General features: G+C 26.4%; 19 protein-coding genes and 1 pseudogene. 15 read left to right on the forward strand and 5 right to left on the reverse strand.

Features of this window, described 5'->3' with window-relative positions; translation table 11 throughout:
• Nucleotides 1-64: 64 nt before the first annotated feature.
• A complete protein-coding gene (locus H8891_RS12800; RefSeq protein ID WP_147543439.1) occupies nt 65-610 on the reverse strand; it encodes an NADH peroxidase in 546 nt (181 codons plus the stop codon).
• Nucleotides 611-815: 205 nt separating this feature from the next.
• Between H8891_RS12800 and H8891_RS12805 the strand changes: the two genes are divergently transcribed.
• On the forward strand, nt 816-2,495 hold the full coding sequence (locus H8891_RS12805) for an RNase J family beta-CASP ribonuclease (protein WP_187006721.1): 1,680 nt from the start codon (nt 816-818) through the stop codon (nt 2,493-2,495).
• A 94-nt stretch (nt 2,496-2,589) separates the two neighbouring features.
• Complete coding sequence (locus H8891_RS12810) at nt 2,590-3,462, forward strand: hypothetical protein (RefSeq protein WP_187006722.1); 873 nt, start codon at nt 2,590-2,592, stop codon at nt 3,460-3,462.
• A gap of 43 nt (nt 3,463-3,505) precedes the next feature.
• On the opposite strand, the gene typA is transcribed toward H8891_RS12810, so the two are convergent.
• The 3 genes from typA to H8891_RS12825 all read right to left on the reverse strand — a co-directional run bounded on the left by typA (nt 3,506) and on the right by H8891_RS12825 (nt 7,753).
• Nucleotides 3,506-5,332, reverse strand: coding sequence for a translational GTPase TypA (gene typA / locus H8891_RS12815; RefSeq protein ID WP_147543442.1), 1,827 nt, complete (start codon nt 5,330-5,332; stop codon nt 3,506-3,508).
• Nucleotides 5,333-5,533: 201 nt separating this feature from the next.
• On the reverse strand, nt 5,534-6,955 hold the full coding sequence (locus H8891_RS12820; protein ID WP_187006723.1) for a spore germination protein: 1,422 nt from the start codon (nt 6,953-6,955) through the stop codon (nt 5,534-5,536).
• Between the two features lie 186 nt (nt 6,956-7,141).
• Entirely contained in the window at nt 7,142-7,753 is a 612-nt protein-coding gene (locus H8891_RS12825) for an acetate uptake transporter (RefSeq protein WP_187006724.1), read from the reverse strand.
• A gap of 287 nt (nt 7,754-8,040) precedes the next feature.
• On the opposite strand from H8891_RS12825, the gene H8891_RS12830 reads away from it, so the two are divergent.
• The 6 genes and pseudogenes from H8891_RS12830 to H8891_RS15730 all read left to right on the forward strand — a co-directional run.
• The gene (locus tag H8891_RS12830) at nt 8,041-8,232 is read left to right on the forward strand and encodes a DUF1450 domain-containing protein (RefSeq protein WP_147543452.1); all 192 of its coding nucleotides are present in this window, start codon (nt 8,041-8,043) and stop codon (nt 8,230-8,232) included.
• 184 nt (nt 8,233-8,416) lie between these two features.
• Complete coding sequence (locus tag H8891_RS12835; protein WP_187006725.1) at nt 8,417-9,034, forward strand: NUDIX hydrolase N-terminal domain-containing protein; 618 nt, start codon at nt 8,417-8,419, stop codon at nt 9,032-9,034.
• Nucleotides 9,035-9,179: 145 nt separating this feature from the next.
• A complete protein-coding gene (locus H8891_RS12840; protein ID WP_187006726.1) occupies nt 9,180-9,377 on the forward strand; it encodes a hypothetical protein in 198 nt (65 codons plus the stop codon).
• Between the two features lie 516 nt (nt 9,378-9,893).
• On the forward strand, nt 9,894-10,244 hold the full coding sequence (locus H8891_RS12845; RefSeq protein WP_187006727.1) for a hypothetical protein: 351 nt from the start codon (nt 9,894-9,896) through the stop codon (nt 10,242-10,244).
• Between the two features lie 201 nt (nt 10,245-10,445).
• Nucleotides 10,446-10,610, forward strand: coding sequence for a HAMP domain-containing protein (locus H8891_RS12850; RefSeq protein WP_187006728.1), 165 nt, complete (start codon nt 10,446-10,448; stop codon nt 10,608-10,610).
• Between the two features lie 380 nt (nt 10,611-10,990).
• A pseudogene (locus H8891_RS15730) lies at nt 10,991-11,081 on the forward strand (methyl-accepting chemotaxis protein); the annotation flags it as partial.
• Between the two features lie 201 nt (nt 11,082-11,282).
• Here the strand turns inward: H8891_RS15730 and H8891_RS12860 are convergent.
• The gene (locus H8891_RS12860) at nt 11,283-11,807 is read right to left on the reverse strand and encodes a 2'-5' RNA ligase family protein (RefSeq protein ID WP_187006730.1); all 525 of its coding nucleotides are present in this window, start codon (nt 11,805-11,807) and stop codon (nt 11,283-11,285) included.
• A 192-nt stretch (nt 11,808-11,999) separates the two neighbouring features.
• On the opposite strand from H8891_RS12860, the gene H8891_RS12865 reads away from it, so the two are divergent.
• From H8891_RS12865 to H8891_RS12895, 7 genes are all read left to right on the forward strand, one after another.
• Complete coding sequence (locus H8891_RS12865; RefSeq protein WP_187006731.1) at nt 12,000-12,188, forward strand: asparagine synthase; 189 nt, start codon at nt 12,000-12,002, stop codon at nt 12,186-12,188.
• A gap of 161 nt (nt 12,189-12,349) precedes the next feature.
• The gene (locus H8891_RS12870) at nt 12,350-12,967 is read left to right on the forward strand and encodes a HutD family protein (RefSeq protein WP_187006732.1); all 618 of its coding nucleotides are present in this window, start codon (nt 12,350-12,352) and stop codon (nt 12,965-12,967) included.
• Nucleotides 12,968-13,093: 126 nt separating this feature from the next.
• The gene (locus tag H8891_RS12875) at nt 13,094-13,732 is read left to right on the forward strand and encodes an isochorismatase family cysteine hydrolase (RefSeq protein ID WP_187006733.1); all 639 of its coding nucleotides are present in this window, start codon (nt 13,094-13,096) and stop codon (nt 13,730-13,732) included.
• Nucleotides 13,733-13,972: 240 nt separating this feature from the next.
• The gene (locus H8891_RS12880; protein WP_187006734.1) at nt 13,973-15,649 is read left to right on the forward strand and encodes a peptide-binding protein; all 1,677 of its coding nucleotides are present in this window, start codon (nt 13,973-13,975) and stop codon (nt 15,647-15,649) included.
• Nucleotides 15,650-15,724: 75 nt separating this feature from the next.
• Nucleotides 15,725-16,690, forward strand: coding sequence for an ABC transporter permease (locus H8891_RS12885; RefSeq protein WP_147543469.1), 966 nt, complete (start codon nt 15,725-15,727; stop codon nt 16,688-16,690).
• 13 nt (nt 16,691-16,703) lie between these two features.
• Nucleotides 16,704-17,516 carry an oligopeptide ABC transporter permease gene (gene opp4C / locus H8891_RS12890; protein ID WP_243207850.1) on the forward strand — a complete coding sequence of 271 codons (813 nt, stop codon included), beginning with the start codon at nt 16,704-16,706 and terminating at the stop codon, nt 17,514-17,516.
• 14 nt (nt 17,517-17,530) lie between these two features.
• A complete protein-coding gene (locus H8891_RS12895) occupies nt 17,531-18,490 on the forward strand; it encodes an ABC transporter ATP-binding protein (RefSeq protein WP_187006736.1) in 960 nt (319 codons plus the stop codon).
• The last annotated feature ends 9 nt before the right edge of the window (nt 18,491-18,499 follow it).

The following is an 18,499-nucleotide window of genomic DNA, read 5'->3' on the forward strand; positions in this document are numbered from 1 at the left end:
TATGAATATAAAAACAGAGTAGTCTAGAAAAGTAGACTACTCTTTATTTTAAAAGTATTAAAAATTACTTAGTAAAATGTCTTTCTAATAATCCTAAGAATGCTTTACCATGTCTAGCTTCATCTTTACACATTTCATGAACTGTATCATGTATAGCATCTAATCCTAGTTCTTTAGCTCTTTTAGCTAATTTTAATTTTCCATCAGTTGCCCCATATTCAGCTTCAACTCTAGCTTTTAAGTTAGCTTGAGTATCAGCAGCAACAACTTCGCCTAATAATTCAGCGAATTTAGCAGCGTGCTCAGCTTCTTCAAATGCTATTCTTTTATAAGCTTCAGCTACTTCTGGATAACCTTCTCTATCAGCTTGACGACTCATAGCTAAGTACATTCCTACTTCTGTACATTCACCAACAAAATTAGCTCTTAATCCTTCAACAACTTCAGGATCAACTCCTTTTGCAACACCTATTCTATGTTCATCAGCCCAAACCATTTCACCTTTTAACTCATCGAATTTGTCAGCCCCAACTTTACATACTGGACAAATTTCTGGAGCAGTTTCTCCTTCGTGTATATACCCACATACTGTACAAACAAACTTTTTCATATTCATACCCTCCTAAAATAAAACTAGTAATCATTACTATTATTATTACAATTTAATAATATACTAAAAATATTATCATGTCAATAATTAAATTGATTAAAATTAAAATCTATCATAATAATATTAAAATGATTAGATTAATATAACAAAAATAAATTAATAATAAATATAATGGGGATAATATAGTTTGAAAAGGAGTGATTGTGTGGAAACTTCAAAAAAATCAAGTACAAATAAAGTAAAAGTCATTCCATTAGGAGGGCTAGGAGAAATAGGAAAAAATATAACAGCAATAGAATATAATGATGAGATAATAGTAATAGATGGAGGATTATCTTTTCCAGATGAAGATATGTATGGAGTAGATTTATTAATTCCAGATATAACTTATTTATTAGATAATAAGGATAAAGTTAAAGGTATGTTTGTTACTCATGGACATGAAGACCATATAGGAGCTATACCGTATATATTAAAGCAATTAAATATACCTGTATATGGAACTAAACTTACTATAGGCTTAATTGAAAATAAGTTAAAAGAACACAATATACTAGATATATGTAATTTAAAACCAATAGAGGATAGACAAGCAGTTCAGTTAGATAATATAAAAGTAGAATTTATAAGTGTTACCCATAGTATAGCAGATGCTTGTGCATTAGCAATATATACACCTATGGGGATAATCTTGCATACAGGAGATTTTAAAGTAGATTATACTCCTATAGATGGAAGAAGAATGGATTTAGAAACCATATCAAAATTAGGGAAAAAAGGAGTTTTGTTATTATTAGCAGATAGTACAAATGTAGAGAGAAAGGGTCACTCTTTATCTGAAAAAACAATAGGAGAGACATTAGATAGAGTTTTTACTGGACAAAAAGGTAGGATTATAGTAGCTACGTTTGCTTCTAATATACATAGGATGCAACAAATTGTTAATGCTTCAGTAACTAATAATAGAAAAGTTGTATTTAGTGGTCGTAGTATGGAGAATGTATCTAGTGTAGCTATAGAACTTGGATATTTAAATATACCTGATGGATATAAGATAAGCATAGATGAAATGGAAAACTTTAATAATGATGAGATAACTATAATAACTACAGGTAGTCAAGGTGAAGCTATGGCTGGACTTGCTAGAATTGCTTTTGATACACATAAAAAAATTAAAATACAAAACAATGATTTATTTATAATATCAGCATCTCCAATACCAGGAAATGATAAGCTTATATCTAGAGTTATAAATCAATTATATAAAAAAGGTGCAGATGTTATTTATAAAGATTTAGAAGCTATACATGTTTCAGGACATGCATATCAAGAGGAATTAAAACTACTACATACATTAGTTCATCCTAAGTTTTTTATGCCTGTCCATGGAGAGTATAGACATTTAGTGCATCATAAAAATCTTGCAGTTAAACTTGGAATGAATAAAGAAAATGTATTTATCTTAGAAAATGGAGAAGTTTTAGAACTAACTAAAAAAGAAGCTAAGAAAGATGGAAAGGTTAGAGTAGGTACTGTATATGTTGATGGTATAGGTGTGGGGGATGTAGGAAATATAGTCTTAAGAGATAGAAAGTACTTAGCTGAAAATGGAATGATGACAATAGTAATAGCTATTGATAAAATCAGTTTTAGTATAGTTGCAGGACCAGATATTATAACTAGAGGATTTATATATGCAAGAGAAGCTACAGATTTAATAGATGAAGTTAAAGATATTGTAACTTACGAAGTAGAAAATTGCTTAAATAGAAACATATTAGAATGGAGTGTTATTAAATCTAAGGTTAAAAAATCTGTGGATAGATATTTATATAATAAATTAAAAAGAGGTACTAGTATATTCCCTATAATAGTAGAAGTTTAAAGTTACAGATTGATAACAATAAAATTAAATTTATTGTATAAATCAATATGTGTATTTATAATTATATAAAATATACAATTAAAGGGGAAATAAAATGAAAAAGTGGGGAATTTTATTAGGATTATTTGTAATTATTATTTTTATTTATCAATTTAAGGAATTAAGAGATATTAAAAAAGATTTAGAAACTAGTTTAATGGATAATAAGTATATTCAAGATAATATATCAAATATAAATTCAAATATTATAAACACTATAAATGACGAATTATCTAAAAGTCATCTGATTAAAGATATTAAATTTAGTTTAGATAAATTTAAAGATAATAAATATTTAGTAGATGCTAGATTTGAGTTAAGTAGGGTAAGTGAAGATTCAATTGTAAAGTTTATGTATAAAAGTATCAATGATAAAGAGTGGACTACTATAGAAGCTAAAGATATGGGAGGATTATCATATAAATGTAATTTAAAAATAGATGTAAATAAACCCTATGAATATAAAGTTATTAAAGAAGATAATGTATCCGAAAGTAGTGATATAAAGGAATTAAGCAAGTATGATTATATACCATATCACCCATCAATTACTTATGGGGAAGATTATGAAAAGTATGGTGGAAGTCTTATATTAGGTGTCAATTTAGATGAAGAATATAACTATGAAAATGAAGAAAATAATCATAATGTTACAAATAAGAAAGATGCTATAAATGGTTTTAATATAAAAAGCATAGATGCTATAGTTGGAATTAATGGAAAAGAAAAAATATATAATTATAAATATAAGGATGCTGTATATAGTGAAAATGGAGAGAAACTGGAATCAGAAAATTATGAAGTGTATATACCAAAAAAAGATTATAAAAATAATTTAGAATATATAAAAATGAAGATAACATATGAAAATAAAGTTATTGATATAGTTGATATAACTAATGAAATTGATGAAAAATATATAAATTAAAAAATAATAAAGGAAGTCGAATTTATCGACTTCCTTTAAAAATTTATTTATTAGCTTGTCTTGATTTATTATATTTTAATCTATCGTGCTCATTTAAGAATTTTTTTCTAAGTCTTATAGAATCTGGAGTTATTTCAACCAACTCATCATCATCTATAAATTCTAAAGCTTCTTCTAAAGTAAATGTTCTAGCAGCTTGTAATTTAACAGCATCATCAGTACCAGAAGCACGAACGTTAGTTAATTTCTTGTTCTTACAAGGGTTAACTACCATATCATCTTTTCTTGAGTTCATACCGATTATCATACCTTCATAAACTTCAACACCTGGATCAACAAACATTTGAGCTCTTTCACTTAAAGCATTAAGTGCATAAGCCATTGTAGTACCAGCTCCTTGAGCTATTAAAACTCCATTAGTTCTTGATGGTATTTCACCTTTGTGTTCTTCATATCTTTCAAATGATCTAACTAAAGATCCTTCTCCACGAGTATCATTTATGAATTCACTTCTGTATCCTAATAAACCTCTAGTAGGAGCTATAAATGTTATTTTAACATAATCTCCTTCTATTTCCATAGCTTCCATCATAGCTTTTCTTAAGTTTAATTTATTTATAACAGTTCCTGAGTAAGTTTCTGGGCAGTTAACTATAACTCTTTCCATAGGTTCCATTAATTTTCCGTTTTCTCTTATGAATAAAACTTCTGGTTTAGAAACTCCAACTTCGTATCCTTCACGTCTCATGTTTTCAAGAAGTATAGATAAGTGAAGTTCTCCACGTCCAGATACTTTAAATCCATCAGTAGTATCCATTGGCTCAACTTTAAGTCCAACATTAACTTCTAGTTCTTTGTCTAATCTATCTTTTATGTGTCTAGTTGTAACGAATTTACCACTCTTACCAGCAAATGGTGAATCATTAACTAAGAAGTTCATAGATAAAGTAGGTTCTTCTATGTGTATAAGTTCCATTGGTAATGGATTATCTAAGTCACATATAGTTTCTCCTATAGATATATCAGGCATACCAGCTACAACTACTATATCACCAGCATAAGCTTCATCTTTTTCAACTTGACGAAGGCCTTCATAAGCTGTAAGCTTAGATATTCTTCCTTTAGCTACAGTTCCATCTGCTTTACATACAGATACTTGAGCTCCATTTTTAACTGTTCCTTTGTAAACTCTACCTATTCCAAGTCTACCTACATAATCATCATATGCAAGAGCAGAAACTTGAAGTTGTAAAGGCTCAGATGCATAGTCAGGGTAAGCTTCAACGTGATTTACTATTGTTTCGAATAATGGAGATAAATCAGTACTTTCATCATCCATTTCACGCTTAGCTATACCTTGTTTAGCTATACCGTATATTATTGGGAATTCACATTGTTCATCAGTTGCATTTAAGTCTACGAATAAGTCAAATACTTCATCAACAACTTCTTCAGCTCTTTGGTCTTGCTTGTCTATTTTATTTATGAAAAGTATTGGTCTAAGTCCAGCTTCTAAAGATTTTTGTAAAACGAATCTAGTTTGAGGCATCGGACCTTCACTAGCATCTACTAATAATATAACTGTATCAACAGTTTTTATAACACGTTCAACCTCAGAAGAGAAATCACTATGTCCTGGTGTATCTACTATGTTTATTTTATAGTCTTTATAGTTTATAGCACAGTTTTTAGAGTATATTGTTATACCTCTTTCTTTTTCTAAGTCGTTGCTATCCATTACACAATCTTTAACTACTTCGTTCTCTCTGAAAACTCCAGATTGAGATAAGAAAGCATCAACTAATGTTGATTTACCAGCATCGACGTGGGCGATAACGGCAATATTAACGATTTTATTCTTAGTTGTCATATCGATAATCTCCTTTTTTTAAAATAACTTATTAAGTATACCACACCACTTTTAAATTGTAAAATGAATTAAATATATTCAATCTTATTATGTCAAAATTTATATTATTAATTTAAAAAATATATAATAATGTAAGGAATATAATTCAAGTTAAGTAAATACAAAAATGATACCTTAAAATAGGTATCATTTTTGTATTTACTATTTACCTTCATTTTTAGTATCAAGTTTAACTCTAAATATCAGTCGCTTTAATGCACTATATTCAAATGGGATAAGCGGGTATAAATAACTTTTGCCAGTAATAGTTTTATTTGTAGCAACAAGTATAAATGAAATTATTAGACCTGCTATAAATCCCCATAAATTAAATGCAGCTGTTAGAATTAACAATAAAATTCTAATGAGTTTTATTGAATATCCAAGGTCGACACTTGGTTGTGAAAAACTTCCAAGAGCTACTATAGCCATATACAATATTGTATGAGGTATAAACCATCCAGTTTGAACAGCAAAGTCTCCTAGTATTAAAGCACCGATAACAGATAATGACATTCCTAATGAACCTGGAGTATTAAGTGATGCTAATTGTAAGGCATCAACTGAAAATTCTAAAATTAAAAATTGTAGAAATATAGGTACATTATAAGGGTCTTTTGGGATTATAAACTCTAGCCATAACGGAAGGTGAGAAGCATATTTAACTGCTAGAGTATATAATGGAGTTATCATTAATGTAGTAAGTAATGTAAAATTTCTAATTAATCTTAAATAATTACCTATAATTACTGGTTGATAAAAATCATCTACATCTTGTAAAAAATCAAATATAGTAGTAGGCAATATAATGGCATTAGGTGAATTATCTATAATTAACAATATTTTACCTTCTAAAACGTGAGCAGCAGCTACATCTGGTCTTTCTGTATATCGAGCTTTTGGAAAAGGATTATACCATCTAGATTGGACTAATGCCTCAACTATACTTTGCTCACTCATTACCAATGATTTAACTTTTATTTCATCTATACATTTTTTTAGATTTTTTAGAGTTTTTTTATCTACTAATCCATCTATGTACCCAATAACGACATCAGTTTTAGACCTTTTACCTACATTAAACATTTCAAATATTAAATCAGGATCTTTTACTCTTCTTCTTACTAATGCAGTATTAAAAACTATAGTTTCAACAAAGCCATCTTTAGCTCCTTTTAGAGACTTTTCTTTTTCTGGTTCTCCTATTCCACGAACTGGATAAGTTCTAACATCTAAAATTATTGCTTCATCAAATCCATCTATAATTATAGCCATTGGGCCTGATAATACTTCTTTAGCAATATTTTTTAGTTCATTTTCCTTAGATACCTCTATATAAGGTATATATTTATGGATAAAATCTTTTAACTCATGAATTGACTTAAAATCTTCACTAGTTATTTTGAAAAAACCAGAAAGAATTCTTTCCATTACTTCATCTTTTATAAAGCCATCTATAAAAAATAAGTAACAGCTTTTTTCACCTATTATAACTTCCCTTTGTATTACATCAAAACTTTTATCTAAAGGGAGATGTTCTTTCATAAGTTCTACATTTTTTTTAATGTTTTTAGTTAGAATCATAAAAACACCCTTTCTAAATTAATCAGCCAATAATAGTATTTACAAAAGCTCTAAATTTATGATTAATAAAAATTGAAAGGAAATAAAAAATAGAGTATGCCTAAAGACATACTCTATTGAATGAATCTATATTAAATATATTTAGGAAAAGTCATAAATATTGTGACCGTTCCCCCCTACAATAAATTACTTTTTGAATATTCCAAATGGTTTTCCAACTGGTAAAAATTCTTTTCCAAAATGTCCGTTTAGTACAGCAGCTGCAGAACCATAGAATGAGAATATAGCTATTCCTAATTCAGAATATGCTGCAAATTGATGAGTAGCATGTTCCATTACTCCAAATGTAGAAAGAGTTAATCCTATAAATAAACAATCTATAAGTACAAATATTATAAATAATACCTTATGAGTTTCCATTGCACCAACAGTCATAAATAATGTAAATATTAAGTATCCTAAAAATGCAAATCCTAATTGCTTAGGATCAGCTGAAGCAGCTAATTTTTCACCAAATACTCCATTTTGTATTAACCAAGATAATCCCATTGCATACCAGAAAAATGCATAACCACCAAATGCAGTAGCACCAAATACATTATTGTGCTTGAAATCATTTATACAAGCAAATAATTGAGCAGTAGCTCCTAAGAATATTGCCCATGGTAAAACTAATGATACATTTGAAGTTAATCCAAGTTTTTGAGATGAAGCAACTAATGTTATCATTGCTAATCCGAAAAGTCCTAATGCTGAAGGATCAGCAGTTACAACTTTAACTTTTGTTTCGTTTGACATTTTCAATCCTCCTATAATTACAAATGATAAATTATTATATAATTTCTAAAAATGTATTTTGTATGCAAATACGCAATACTTATATATAATATCATCTTTTTTTTAATAAGTATACAAAAAATTTAAAAATTATAAATTTTAGAACTGAAAATATACAAAAAATTATAATAAATTTGAAAAAATAGATTTATTGAATTATTTTTAAAATTTAAAATTTAATTGTGTTTATATATAAATGTTGTGGGTATATTTTATAATACAAAAATGATTTATAGGAGGATTTTCAAATGATAAGAATATGTCCATTTTGTTCAAATGTTAATGTTAATAAAGTAAAAGAAATAGTTGGAGAAGAAAATGTTAAAACTGGTTGTATAGGACAATGTCGTGCTTTTAAAAAAGAAGCAGTAGGTTTTATAAATGGGGAATTAGTTATAAAGGAAAATGAAGAGTTATTTTTAAAAGAATTAGAAAAGTAAATTTTAAAATAGGCTAGGTGAATACCTAGTCTATTTTGTTAAATAAAGATATTCTGTATAAAAATGAGTATTATAAATATAAAATAAAAAAATAATTATAATAGAACAAGTGAGAACTATATATTAAAATTAAATTTATACAAGGTAATTTTTCATAAAATGAATAAATTTAAAGGGGGATATCATGAAAGATAAATGGCTAATCTGGGCAAAAAAACTTCAAGCAATAGCTCAATCAGGTATTAATTATTCAAAGGATAAGTATGATATAGAAAGATTTGAACAAATAAGGGATTTATCTGCAGAGATTATGAGCGAATATACTTATGTCAATACTGCTAAAATAAAAGATTTATTTTGTAATGAGAAAGGATATCAAACTCCTAAGGTAGATGTTAGATGTGCTATATTCAAAGAAAATAAAATATTATTAGTTAAAGAAAGTATAGATAAATGCTGGTCTTTACCGGGGGGATGGGCTGATGTACATTTAAGTCTTAAAGAAAATGCAATAAAAGAAGCCAAAGAAGAAGCTGGGGTTAATATAATACCTAAAAGGGTAATAGCTATTCAAGATGCATCTAAAAATAATGAAAGATTAAGTCCCTATGGGATATATAAAATATTTTTATTATGTGATTTAATAGATGGATCTTTTAAAGAAAATATAGAAACTGAAGAAAGTAAATTTTTTGATATATACAATTTACCTGACTTATCTTTAAATAGAAATAATAAAAAACAAATCCAAATGTGTTTCAAAGCATTTAATGACAAAAGTTTTGACACAATATTTGATTAAATAAATGTTAATTATTTAATTAAATTAAATTTTATAGTATATTTTGTGTGAAATTAAATTGTTTTGAGGTAGATTTTTATTTATGCTATATTAAAATAGAGTTAAGATATCAAAATACATATCATATTAAATGGAGGTAAATATAATGAGTACAATGTATTGTCCTAAATGTATAGTTGAAGTTATGGATTTAGTTAAGCATGAAGAAGGAACTGATATTGAGATAATAAATGAGGGTCTAGAAAATGAAACTAGAGAAGAATATGAATATTTTGTAGATATATATAAGTGTCCTGTATGTGGACATGAAGTTGAAGATTATATGGAATATGAAGAAGATTAATACTAGTTTGTTTTAAGGTTAAAAAATTTATAGTTAATAAATAATATAACTGAGTTTTTATTTTTAAGTAAGTTTTCAGTTATATTATTTTTTTATTTTTAAATCTATCAAATTTCAAATCTAAGAAAATATGAAATATAAAGTGTATATATTTTTATCCATCGTATTTATACAAGGTAATGTATTTTGTTAATTATATTCCACAATATTAAAAAAATTTTATATGAAATTCTGATTTACAATTTAAAATAATGCTTTAAATATAATTAAAGATGTTTTTTAGTTTTAAAGATGGGGAAAAAATTTCTGGTGTTAGGGGCATAAAGTAAAAATTATATACTTATTTTATTACTATGAATGATAATGTTTTACAATGCATGGTAATTTGTTTGTAAACTAAATTAGTTATAAATTTTATTTGAAAAAGTTAACAAAATACATATCATTATGGGTAGGAGTATATATGAAAGATTTAAAAATAGGTAAAAAATTAGGAATATCATTTATTATTTTGTAATGATTACAGCATTTTCAAGTTTTTATGTATTACTTAATTTAAAAAAAGCAAGTAAACAAAGTCATGAATTATTGAAAGGTCCTTATAAAGTAACGGATAAATCTATGGCAATTAGAAGAGACATAGTGTCTATTAATCAAAATGTTATGAATTCAATTGCAGGAAATAAGCCTAAAGAACATGAAATTTCAGTACAAAAAGATTTTAATAGTATTGATAAAAGTATTAAAGTATTACGTGCAAATTCAATAGGAGATAAAAAGTTAATTGATGATATTGAAAAATCTATTGCAAATTTAAAGCAACAAAATGGCCAAATATATAAATTTATAGATAAGAGGATAGAATAAGAGTGCAGAACAACTTGTAATAACAGAAGATAGTGGGTATTATCAAGTATATGTTGAAAGTGTAAATAATTCAAAATCTATTTATGAAGATAAAACGTCAAGAGGTATTAGATTTGATAAAGAAATAGAAAATACAACATCAACAGCAATGATTACTTTTACAATAATTTTTGTTGCTTCTATATTAGCAGGAATATTTATATGTATATATATTACAAAGAGTTTAAAAAAACAATTGAAGAAATAGAAATCGCTGCAAATAAAATGTCAGTTGGTGATTATGATATTAATATTGAGTATGAATCAAAAGATGAATTAGGATCTTTATCAGATAGTATGCGTAAAATGATACAGTTCGAGTTTTAGGAGAAGTTGCATTAGTGAATTTCAACATTGAACCCTAAGTTGAGTATATATAAATATTTAAAAATATTGAAAAATCAGTGATTAGAATAACTGATGATTTAAGTGAGACAATGGAAGAAATAAATGTAGCTTCAGAAGAAGTAGGAGCAGCATCATATCAAGTTGCAAGTGGGTCACAAATGCTATCACAAAGTGCTACTGAACAAGCAAGTGCAATTCAAGAGTTATCAGAAAATATTGTAGAGATATCAAAGAAAATCAAATACACTGAAGGTAATCCTAAAGAAGCTAATGATTTAACATTAAGCTCAGGACGCCAAGTTAAAGATGGGAATGATCAAATGAAACAAATGGTTAATGTAATGGATGAGATATCACTTACATCTAATGAAATTAGTAGAATTATAAAAAAAAGATGATATAGCTTTCCAAACAAATATCTTGGCTTTAAATGCTGCAGTAGAAGCTGCTTAAATCACTTATTGCAAACTTTAAATTAAAGGATATAAGCGTTTCTAGTAAAGCAATAAATTTTAGCAATAATCATATAAATTATTTTGAAATTAATTAAATTTATTAAAAAAAATAATAGACTTATAAAAAGTAGAAATGGAAATTTTAATATTTCCATTTCTATTTTTTATAAAACATAAATATAACTTAAATAAACAATTACTTTAGTAAATACTCTTTATGTAAAATCCAAGTGTTATATTCCCATTTAAAAACAGAAATATTATCAAAAAAACAATCAAACTCACATGGAATACTTTTAACGTATTCATATATATCAGTAAAGTTTTTTTGTATTTTTTTAGAAGTTATAGTTACATGAAAAATTTTATCTTTTCCATCATGATTAGAAAAATTTATATAATTTATTTTAGACATTGCATCTATTAAGTTATTATGAACAGTTTGTCCTTGTGTACTCATAAAAACCTTCATATATATAACTCTATCATCGAAATGGTCATATCCTTTTATTTTATAAGGAGTAATTTTATTATTCTTACAAAAATTTTCTAATATATTATCAAGTTTAGAAATATCATCAGTTTCAAATGGTGATTTTATAGTAAAATGAGCTGGCAACTTTGATGATTTAGCAGAAAAATTTTCATACACTTCTTTTCTAAGCTTATTGTTAAAATCTCCTGCTTTTCCTTTAGTTACTGATACTACTACATATCTCATAATATCCTCCTAAAAATATTTTTTATTAATAAGTATATCAAAATATAAAAAATATATTTAACTTAAATAAAATACTTTAAGGTAAAACATGAAAATATTACTCAGTATTTAAAACAAAAATAAGAGCAATATAATTATAAAGTTATTAAAATTAATAACTTTAATCAAATACTTTTACTTAGGAGGATTAATATGAAAAAAGGCATGATACCAATAGTTTTAGGAACCGCAGTTACAACAGCAGGTATTGCTTTAGACATGAAACAAAATAAAAATAATAAATTTAATAAAAATGATTATAAAAATATGGCAGGAGCACTTTTATTAGGAGCTGGAGTTGCTCATATAGCTCTTGGAGGAATAGAAAGAGCTAGACATTAATTTTTTATATAAAAAAATAATATATTGATTAGCTGTAGATAAATTTTATTTTAAAAATTTATCTACAGCTTTTTATTTGGAATATATAACTTTGAATATATATATAATTAAGTATGTTAGTATATTTATATAACTAGTGAAATTATTAGGAGGGGGATATTTTGACTTGTAGCGTTAAAATTATAAAAAAGCAATGTCAAAAAACTAGTAAATGGTCTGGAGGAGAAGCAACTCAGTTATACATATACCCTGAAAACTCATCGTATGAAAATAAAAATTTTAAATGGAGAGTAAGTTCAGCTAAGGTAGAAATGCAAGAGTCCACATTTACTAAATTACCTAATATACAAAGAAAGTTAATGGTAATTGATGGTGAATTGATTTTAAAGCATAAAAATAACAGTGAAGTAAAATTAAATAAATTTGAAGTAGATAATTTTAGTGGTGATTGGGATACTATAAGCTATGGTAAAGCTATTGATTTTAATTTGATGACCAATCAAGATTGTACAGGAGAGTTAGAATACATTAAGATTAAATCCTATATAGATATAAAAGCTAAAGAAAAGCTAAATGAAAATAATTATAGATATGAAGCTCAATCTTTTTATAGTTTAAATGAAGAATTTGATATGATTTTAGAATCAGGAAAATCATTAACTGTGGAAAAAGGAGATTTAGCTATAATAAAATTTAGAAAAAATTCAAAAGAGAAAGTTAAGCTAATAAATAAACTAGAAAAAGATTTAGAAATTATAAAAAGTACAGTATATTATTAAAAAATAGTAGTTATAAGAATATAAAATTATCTTGTAACTACTATTTTTATTTTCTATAACTATTTCAATTGAAGTTGTAAAAATATTTTGATATTATGAAATAGAAAGTTAAAAAAGGGGGTATATATGGAAAATTTAATAAAAGATTTTAAATACTTAAAGGATAATTTAAATAATTTAAATAGTAAAAATATAAATGAATTAGATCTAGAAAAAACTATGCTTTTTATAGTAGATATGAATAATGGATTTGCTAAAAAAGGAGCATTATATTCTGATAGAGTAGAAGCATTAATTAATCCAATAGCTAACATAGCAAGAGTTTTAGCCAATAAAAATTGTGAAATAATAGCATTTACCGATAGTCATACAAATGATTCTATAGAACTTAGAAGTTATCCTAAACATTGTTTAGTTGATGATATTGAAAGTGATGTTGTTGATGAAATTAAAAATATAAATGGAATAAAAGTAATACCTAAAAATTCTACCAATGGCTTTTTCTGCTTAGAAGATAAGGATTTTAATGGTATTGAAAATATTATAGTTGTTGGGGATTGTACAGATATTTGCATATATCAATTTGTAGTTACATTAAAAGCATATTTTAATCAAAATAATATTGATAAAAATATTATAGTTCCTATTGAATTAGTAGACACATATAATATTGATAAACTACATAATGCTGAGATTATGAACACTGTATTTTTAAACAGTATGATTCAAAATGGAATAGAAGTTATAAAAAATATTGAAATATAAAAAATTATAAATAAAATTCTATAATAAAAAAGTAGGTAGTTTATTAGTTTATAAATTGCCTACTTTTTTATGTTATTTTTAAAATTATATATATTAAATTAAATTTTGTATATTAATAGTATATAACTATAGAATTATTGTTAATTATAGAAAAAAACTATATAAATTGACAGAAAATATCAAATAATGTAACATTTGAATAGTTGGGTATTTATAGTAAAATATTGGGAGGAAAGTAAATTGTTAAAAAGAAAAAAAATAATTTCATTAGTAATGACAGCTACATTAGCTATAAGTATTCTTACAGGATGTAGCAACAAAGGAAATAAAAATGACAATGCAGTACAACCAGATTCAAAAAATAGTATAGTATATGCATTAACAAGTTCGCCTACAGGAATATTTAACCCACTACTTAATGATACAGTATATGATGATGCAGTTATATCACTTACATACAATTCTTTATTAAGTTTTGATGAAAATTTAAATCCACAACCAGAATTAGCTAAGAGCTATGAAGTATCAGATGATAATTTAAGTATAACATTTAAGTTAAAAGATAATATAAAGTGGAATGATGGAAAACCTTTAACAGCAGATGATGTTGCATTTACATTTACTAGTTTAGCGAATAAAGATTATACTGGCTCAAAATATGGAGATGTTGAAAAGCTAAAAGGAGCTAAATTATACCATGAAGGAAAAGCTGATAAAATTGAAGGTATACAAGTAATAGACAACAATACGATTAAGTTCACTTTTGAAGAGCCATATTCACCAGGTCTTATAAATTTAGGTGGAATGGGAATAATTCCAAAACACGTATGGGAAAAAGTGCCGGTAGCACAGTGGAAAGATCAAAAAGACTTATTAACTAAACCTGTTGGAACTGGACCATATGAAGTTGTATCATTTACAGAAGGTCAAGATGTTCAGTTTAAAAAGAATAATGATTATTTTAATGGAGAAGTAAAAACTGAAAAGTTCATATTAAAAGTTGCTAATGAAGATACAGCCCAAGTAGAACTTTTAAATGGTACAGTAGATGTTATAGATGCATCAAATTTAAAGAAAAAAGATATTAAAGAGTTAGAATCTAAAGGTATGAAAGTTGTATCTTATGATAATAACTTAATCCAATATATGGGATTCAATCTTAGAGAAAAGAAATTTCAAGATAAAAATGTAAGACAAGCATTTATGTATGCATTAGATAGAAATGCAATGGTAGATAAATTATTAGAAGGAAATGGTCAAGTTGTAAATACACCTATGTTACCTAGTTCATGGGCTTATCCAGATAAGTCAACTTTAAATGACTATAAGCATAATGTTGAAAAAGCAAAAGAACTTTTAAAGGAAGCTGGATATGAAGATAGAGATAACAATGGTATAGTTGAAGATAAAAATGGAAAAGAATTAACAGCTACATTAGCTTACCCAACAGGTAATTCATTAAGAGAACAAACAGCTCCAATAATTCAAGCTAATTTAAAAGATATAGGTGTTAAGTTAGAACTTGAAAATATGGAATTCTCTGCTCTTATGGATAAAGTAGTAGCAAACCATGATTTTGATTTATACTTAATGGGTAACAATTTAACAATAGATCCAGATCCAAAGGCATATTGGCATTCAACTTCTGCATCAGATGAAAAAGGAAATTCTGCATGGAATATATCATCATTTAAAAATGATGAAGCAGATAAATTAATAGAAAAGGGTATAAGCGTATTCGATAAAAATGAACGTAAAGAAGTGTATTCTCAATTTGGAAAACTTCTAAATGAAGAAGTACCTTGGGCATATTTATATTCTCAAAATATAAGAAAAGCTTATAATCCTCATCTTAAAAACTATAAACCATCTATATTTAATGACTTTAACAATGTAGAAAATTGGTATATAGATTAATATTTAATAATAAAAAGTTATCCTTTTATAGGATAGCTTTTTTATTCCATATAAGTACAGAAAGGAGTTTAAAATTTGGCTAAATATATATTAAAAAGATTATTAACATCATTAGTTGTATTATTTGGGATTTCTATAATAATATTTGCACTTATACATTTACAACCAGGAAATCCTTATTCGACAATGATAGATCCAAATGTTTCACCAGAAGTAGTAAAAGAGATGTTACAAAAAATAGGTTATTACGATCCTATATATATAAAGTATTTTAAATGGATTTCAAGGGCTTTAACAGGTGATTTAGGATATTCAATTTATTATGGACAACCAGTACTAAACATAATAGGTACAAGAATGTCAAATACAGTATTGTTAGCATCATTTTCATTACTTTTAAGCTTAATATTTGGAATAGGAATAGGTATTTTATCAGCCATAAAGAAAAATACCTTATTTGATCATATTGTAACTGTAGTTTCTTTTATAGGGTTATCAATACCTGCATTTTTCTTTGGGCTTATACTTATAAAAATATTTTCATTTGATCTGAAACTATTACCAGTATCAGGTATGAAAACTCTTGGAACTGATTATACAGGAATAAAAGCTGTACTTGATACATTAAAGCATATGATATTGCCAGGTATAGTATTAGCTTTTTTACAAAGCACTGCATTTATAAGGTATACAAGATCTGCAATGATAGATGTATTAGATAAGGAATATATAACGACAGCAAGATCAAAGGGATTAACAATAAATAAGGCTATATTTAAACATGGATTTAAAAATGCACTTATACCGATAGTTACTATATTTTGTCTTCAAATACCATTTTTATTCTCAGGAGCACTTTTAACAGAAACTGTATTTGTATGGCCAGGTATAGGAAGACTTAGTTATGAAGCTGTTTTAAATAGAGATTACTCTCTTATAATGGGAATTCTTATGATTCTTTCTATAATAATTTTATTATCTAATTTACTTGCTGATATATTATATGCAATTATAGATCCAAGAATTAGATATGATAAATAGGAGGATATATAGAATGAAAAAAAATAAATTGATTTTAATAGGAACTAGCATTTTAATAACATTAATTATAGTATCTTTTATAGGTCCTTTATTTATAAAACAGGATATATCTTCAGTTGATTTATACAATATAAGTTCACCTCCTAGTGGAGAACATCTTTTAGGAACTGATGATTTAGGTAGAGATGTTTTAGCAAGACTTTTATATGGAGGGAGAGTATCCTTACTAGTAGGTGTATTTGCAACAATTCTACAGGTTATGATAGGAACAATATTAGGAGTGATTGCAGGGTATTTTGGGGGAGCTATAGATGCGATAATAATGAGAATTGTAGATATAGTAATGTGCTTTCCGTTTTTTATAGTTGCTATAGCACTAGCTGCAATTGTTGGGCCTAGTGTTGTAAATCTTATAATAATAATTGCTATTTTATCATGGACAGATATAGCAAGAATTGTAAGAGCAGAAGTTTTATCTATAAAAGAAAGAGATTTTATAATGGCATCTAAAGCTATTGGATTTAATAATTTAGATATAATTTTAAAGCATATAATACCAAATGTATTATCTAGTATTTTGGTTGCAACAACTTTATCAATGGCTACTGCTATACTTATGGAGGCATCTTTAAGTTTTTTAGGAATGGGTGTAAAACCTCCTATGCCAAGTTGGGGGAATATGCTTACAGCTGCGCAGAATATGAGAACTTTAAGTAGTGAATGGTGGTTATGGATACCACCTGGATTTATGATAATAATATCTGTTTTAGCTATAAATTTCTTAGGAGAGGGGCTTAGGAGAAAGTTAGATCCTAAAAGGAAGTAATAGGTGGTGAAAATATGTTACTTAATGTTAAAGATTTAAAGATAAAGTTTAAAGATGATAAACATGATAACTATACGGTTAATGGTGTTAATTTAAATATAAATGAGGGTGAAATAGTATCCTTAGTAGGTGAGAGTGGAAGTGGAAAAAGTTTAACTTCATTAGCTATAATTAGATTGATATCTGAAAGTGCTCAAATTGAAGGTGAAATAAATTTTAAAGGGAAAAATTTATTAAACTTAAATGAAAAAGACATGTGTTTGATAAGAGGGAAAGATATATCAATCATATTTCAAGAGCCTATGGTAGCTTTAAATCCATTGTTTAATGTAGAAAAACAAATAGGAGAAGTTATATTAGAACATAAAAAGCTAAGCAAAAAAGAAGTTAGAAATATGGTAATAGATTTATTAGAAAAAGTAAAGATACCAAATCCTAAAGATACTTTGAAAAAATATCCACATGAACTTTCAGGTGGTATGAGGCAAAGAGTTATGATAGCTATGGCTATAGCATTAAAGCCTAAATTATTGATAGCAGATGAGCCAACAACTGCGCTTGACGTAACAGTACAAAAAGAAATTTTAAATTTATTAAAAGATATAAGTAAAGAGTATAATATGTCAGTGATTTTTATAACACATGATTTAGACGTGGTATCAGAAATTGCTGATAAAGTGTATGTAATGTATTTAGGAAAAGTTGTTGAGGAAGCTAATGTATATGAATTTTTTGATAATGCAAAGCATCCATATTCACAAGGTCTATTATTATCTAGAGTTGGAAGTGATTTAATTAATAATAGATTTTTTTCTATAAAAGGTAATGTTCCAACTATTGATAAAATTCCTAAAGGTTGTAGTTTTAACAACAGATGCGACTATTGTATGGATATTTGTAAAAATAATGAACCTAAGTTAAAAGAAATAGGTGATAACCATAAAGTGAGTTGCTTTAAAAATTTTAATATATAGAAAGGCATA

It is taken from the genome of Paeniclostridium hominis (assembly GCF_014306135.1).
In the GTDB taxonomy this organism is placed as follows: domain Bacteria; phylum Bacillota; class Clostridia; order Peptostreptococcales; family Peptostreptococcaceae; genus Paraclostridium; species Paraclostridium hominis.

What these genes read in the sequence shown, in the direction of transcription:
- H8891_RS12895 (WP_187006736.1), top strand. Translation starts at nt 17,531, where the DNA reads ATGTTACTTAATGTTAAAGATTTAAAGATAAAGTTTAAAGATGATAAA.
- H8891_RS12860 (WP_187006730.1), bottom strand. Translation starts at nt 11,807, where the DNA reads ATGAGATATGTAGTAGTATCAGTAACTAAAGGAAAAGCAGGAGATTTT.
- H8891_RS12835 (WP_187006725.1), top strand. Translation starts at nt 8,417, where the DNA reads ATGAAAGATAAATGGCTAATCTGGGCAAAAAAACTTCAAGCAATAGCT.
- H8891_RS12800 (WP_147543439.1), bottom strand. Translation starts at nt 610, where the DNA reads ATGAAAAAGTTTGTTTGTACAGTATGTGGGTATATACACGAAGGAGAA.
- H8891_RS12810 (WP_187006722.1), top strand. Translation starts at nt 2,590, where the DNA reads ATGAAAAAGTGGGGAATTTTATTAGGATTATTTGTAATTATTATTTTT.
- H8891_RS12845 (WP_187006727.1), top strand. Translation starts at nt 9,894, where the DNA reads ATGATTACAGCATTTTCAAGTTTTTATGTATTACTTAATTTAAAAAAA.
- H8891_RS12875 (WP_187006733.1), top strand. Translation starts at nt 13,094, where the DNA reads ATGGAAAATTTAATAAAAGATTTTAAATACTTAAAGGATAATTTAAAT.
- H8891_RS12825 (WP_187006724.1), bottom strand. Translation starts at nt 7,753, where the DNA reads ATGTCAAACGAAACAAAAGTTAAAGTTGTAACTGCTGATCCTTCAGCA.
- H8891_RS12865 (WP_187006731.1), top strand. Translation starts at nt 12,000, where the DNA reads ATGAAAAAAGGCATGATACCAATAGTTTTAGGAACCGCAGTTACAACA.
- H8891_RS12820 (WP_187006723.1), bottom strand. Translation starts at nt 6,955, where the DNA reads ATGATTCTAACTAAAAACATTAAAAAAAATGTAGAACTTATGAAAGAA.
- H8891_RS12850 (WP_187006728.1), top strand. Translation starts at nt 10,446, where the DNA reads ATGTATATATATTACAAAGAGTTTAAAAAAACAATTGAAGAAATAGAA.
- opp4C (WP_243207850.1), top strand. Translation starts at nt 16,704, where the DNA reads ATGAAAAAAAATAAATTGATTTTAATAGGAACTAGCATTTTAATAACA.
- H8891_RS12830 (WP_147543452.1), top strand. Translation starts at nt 8,041, where the DNA reads ATGATAAGAATATGTCCATTTTGTTCAAATGTTAATGTTAATAAAGTA.
- H8891_RS12840 (WP_187006726.1), top strand. Translation starts at nt 9,180, where the DNA reads ATGAGTACAATGTATTGTCCTAAATGTATAGTTGAAGTTATGGATTTA.
- typA (WP_147543442.1), bottom strand. Translation starts at nt 5,332, where the DNA reads ATGACAACTAAGAATAAAATCGTTAATATTGCCGTTATCGCCCACGTC.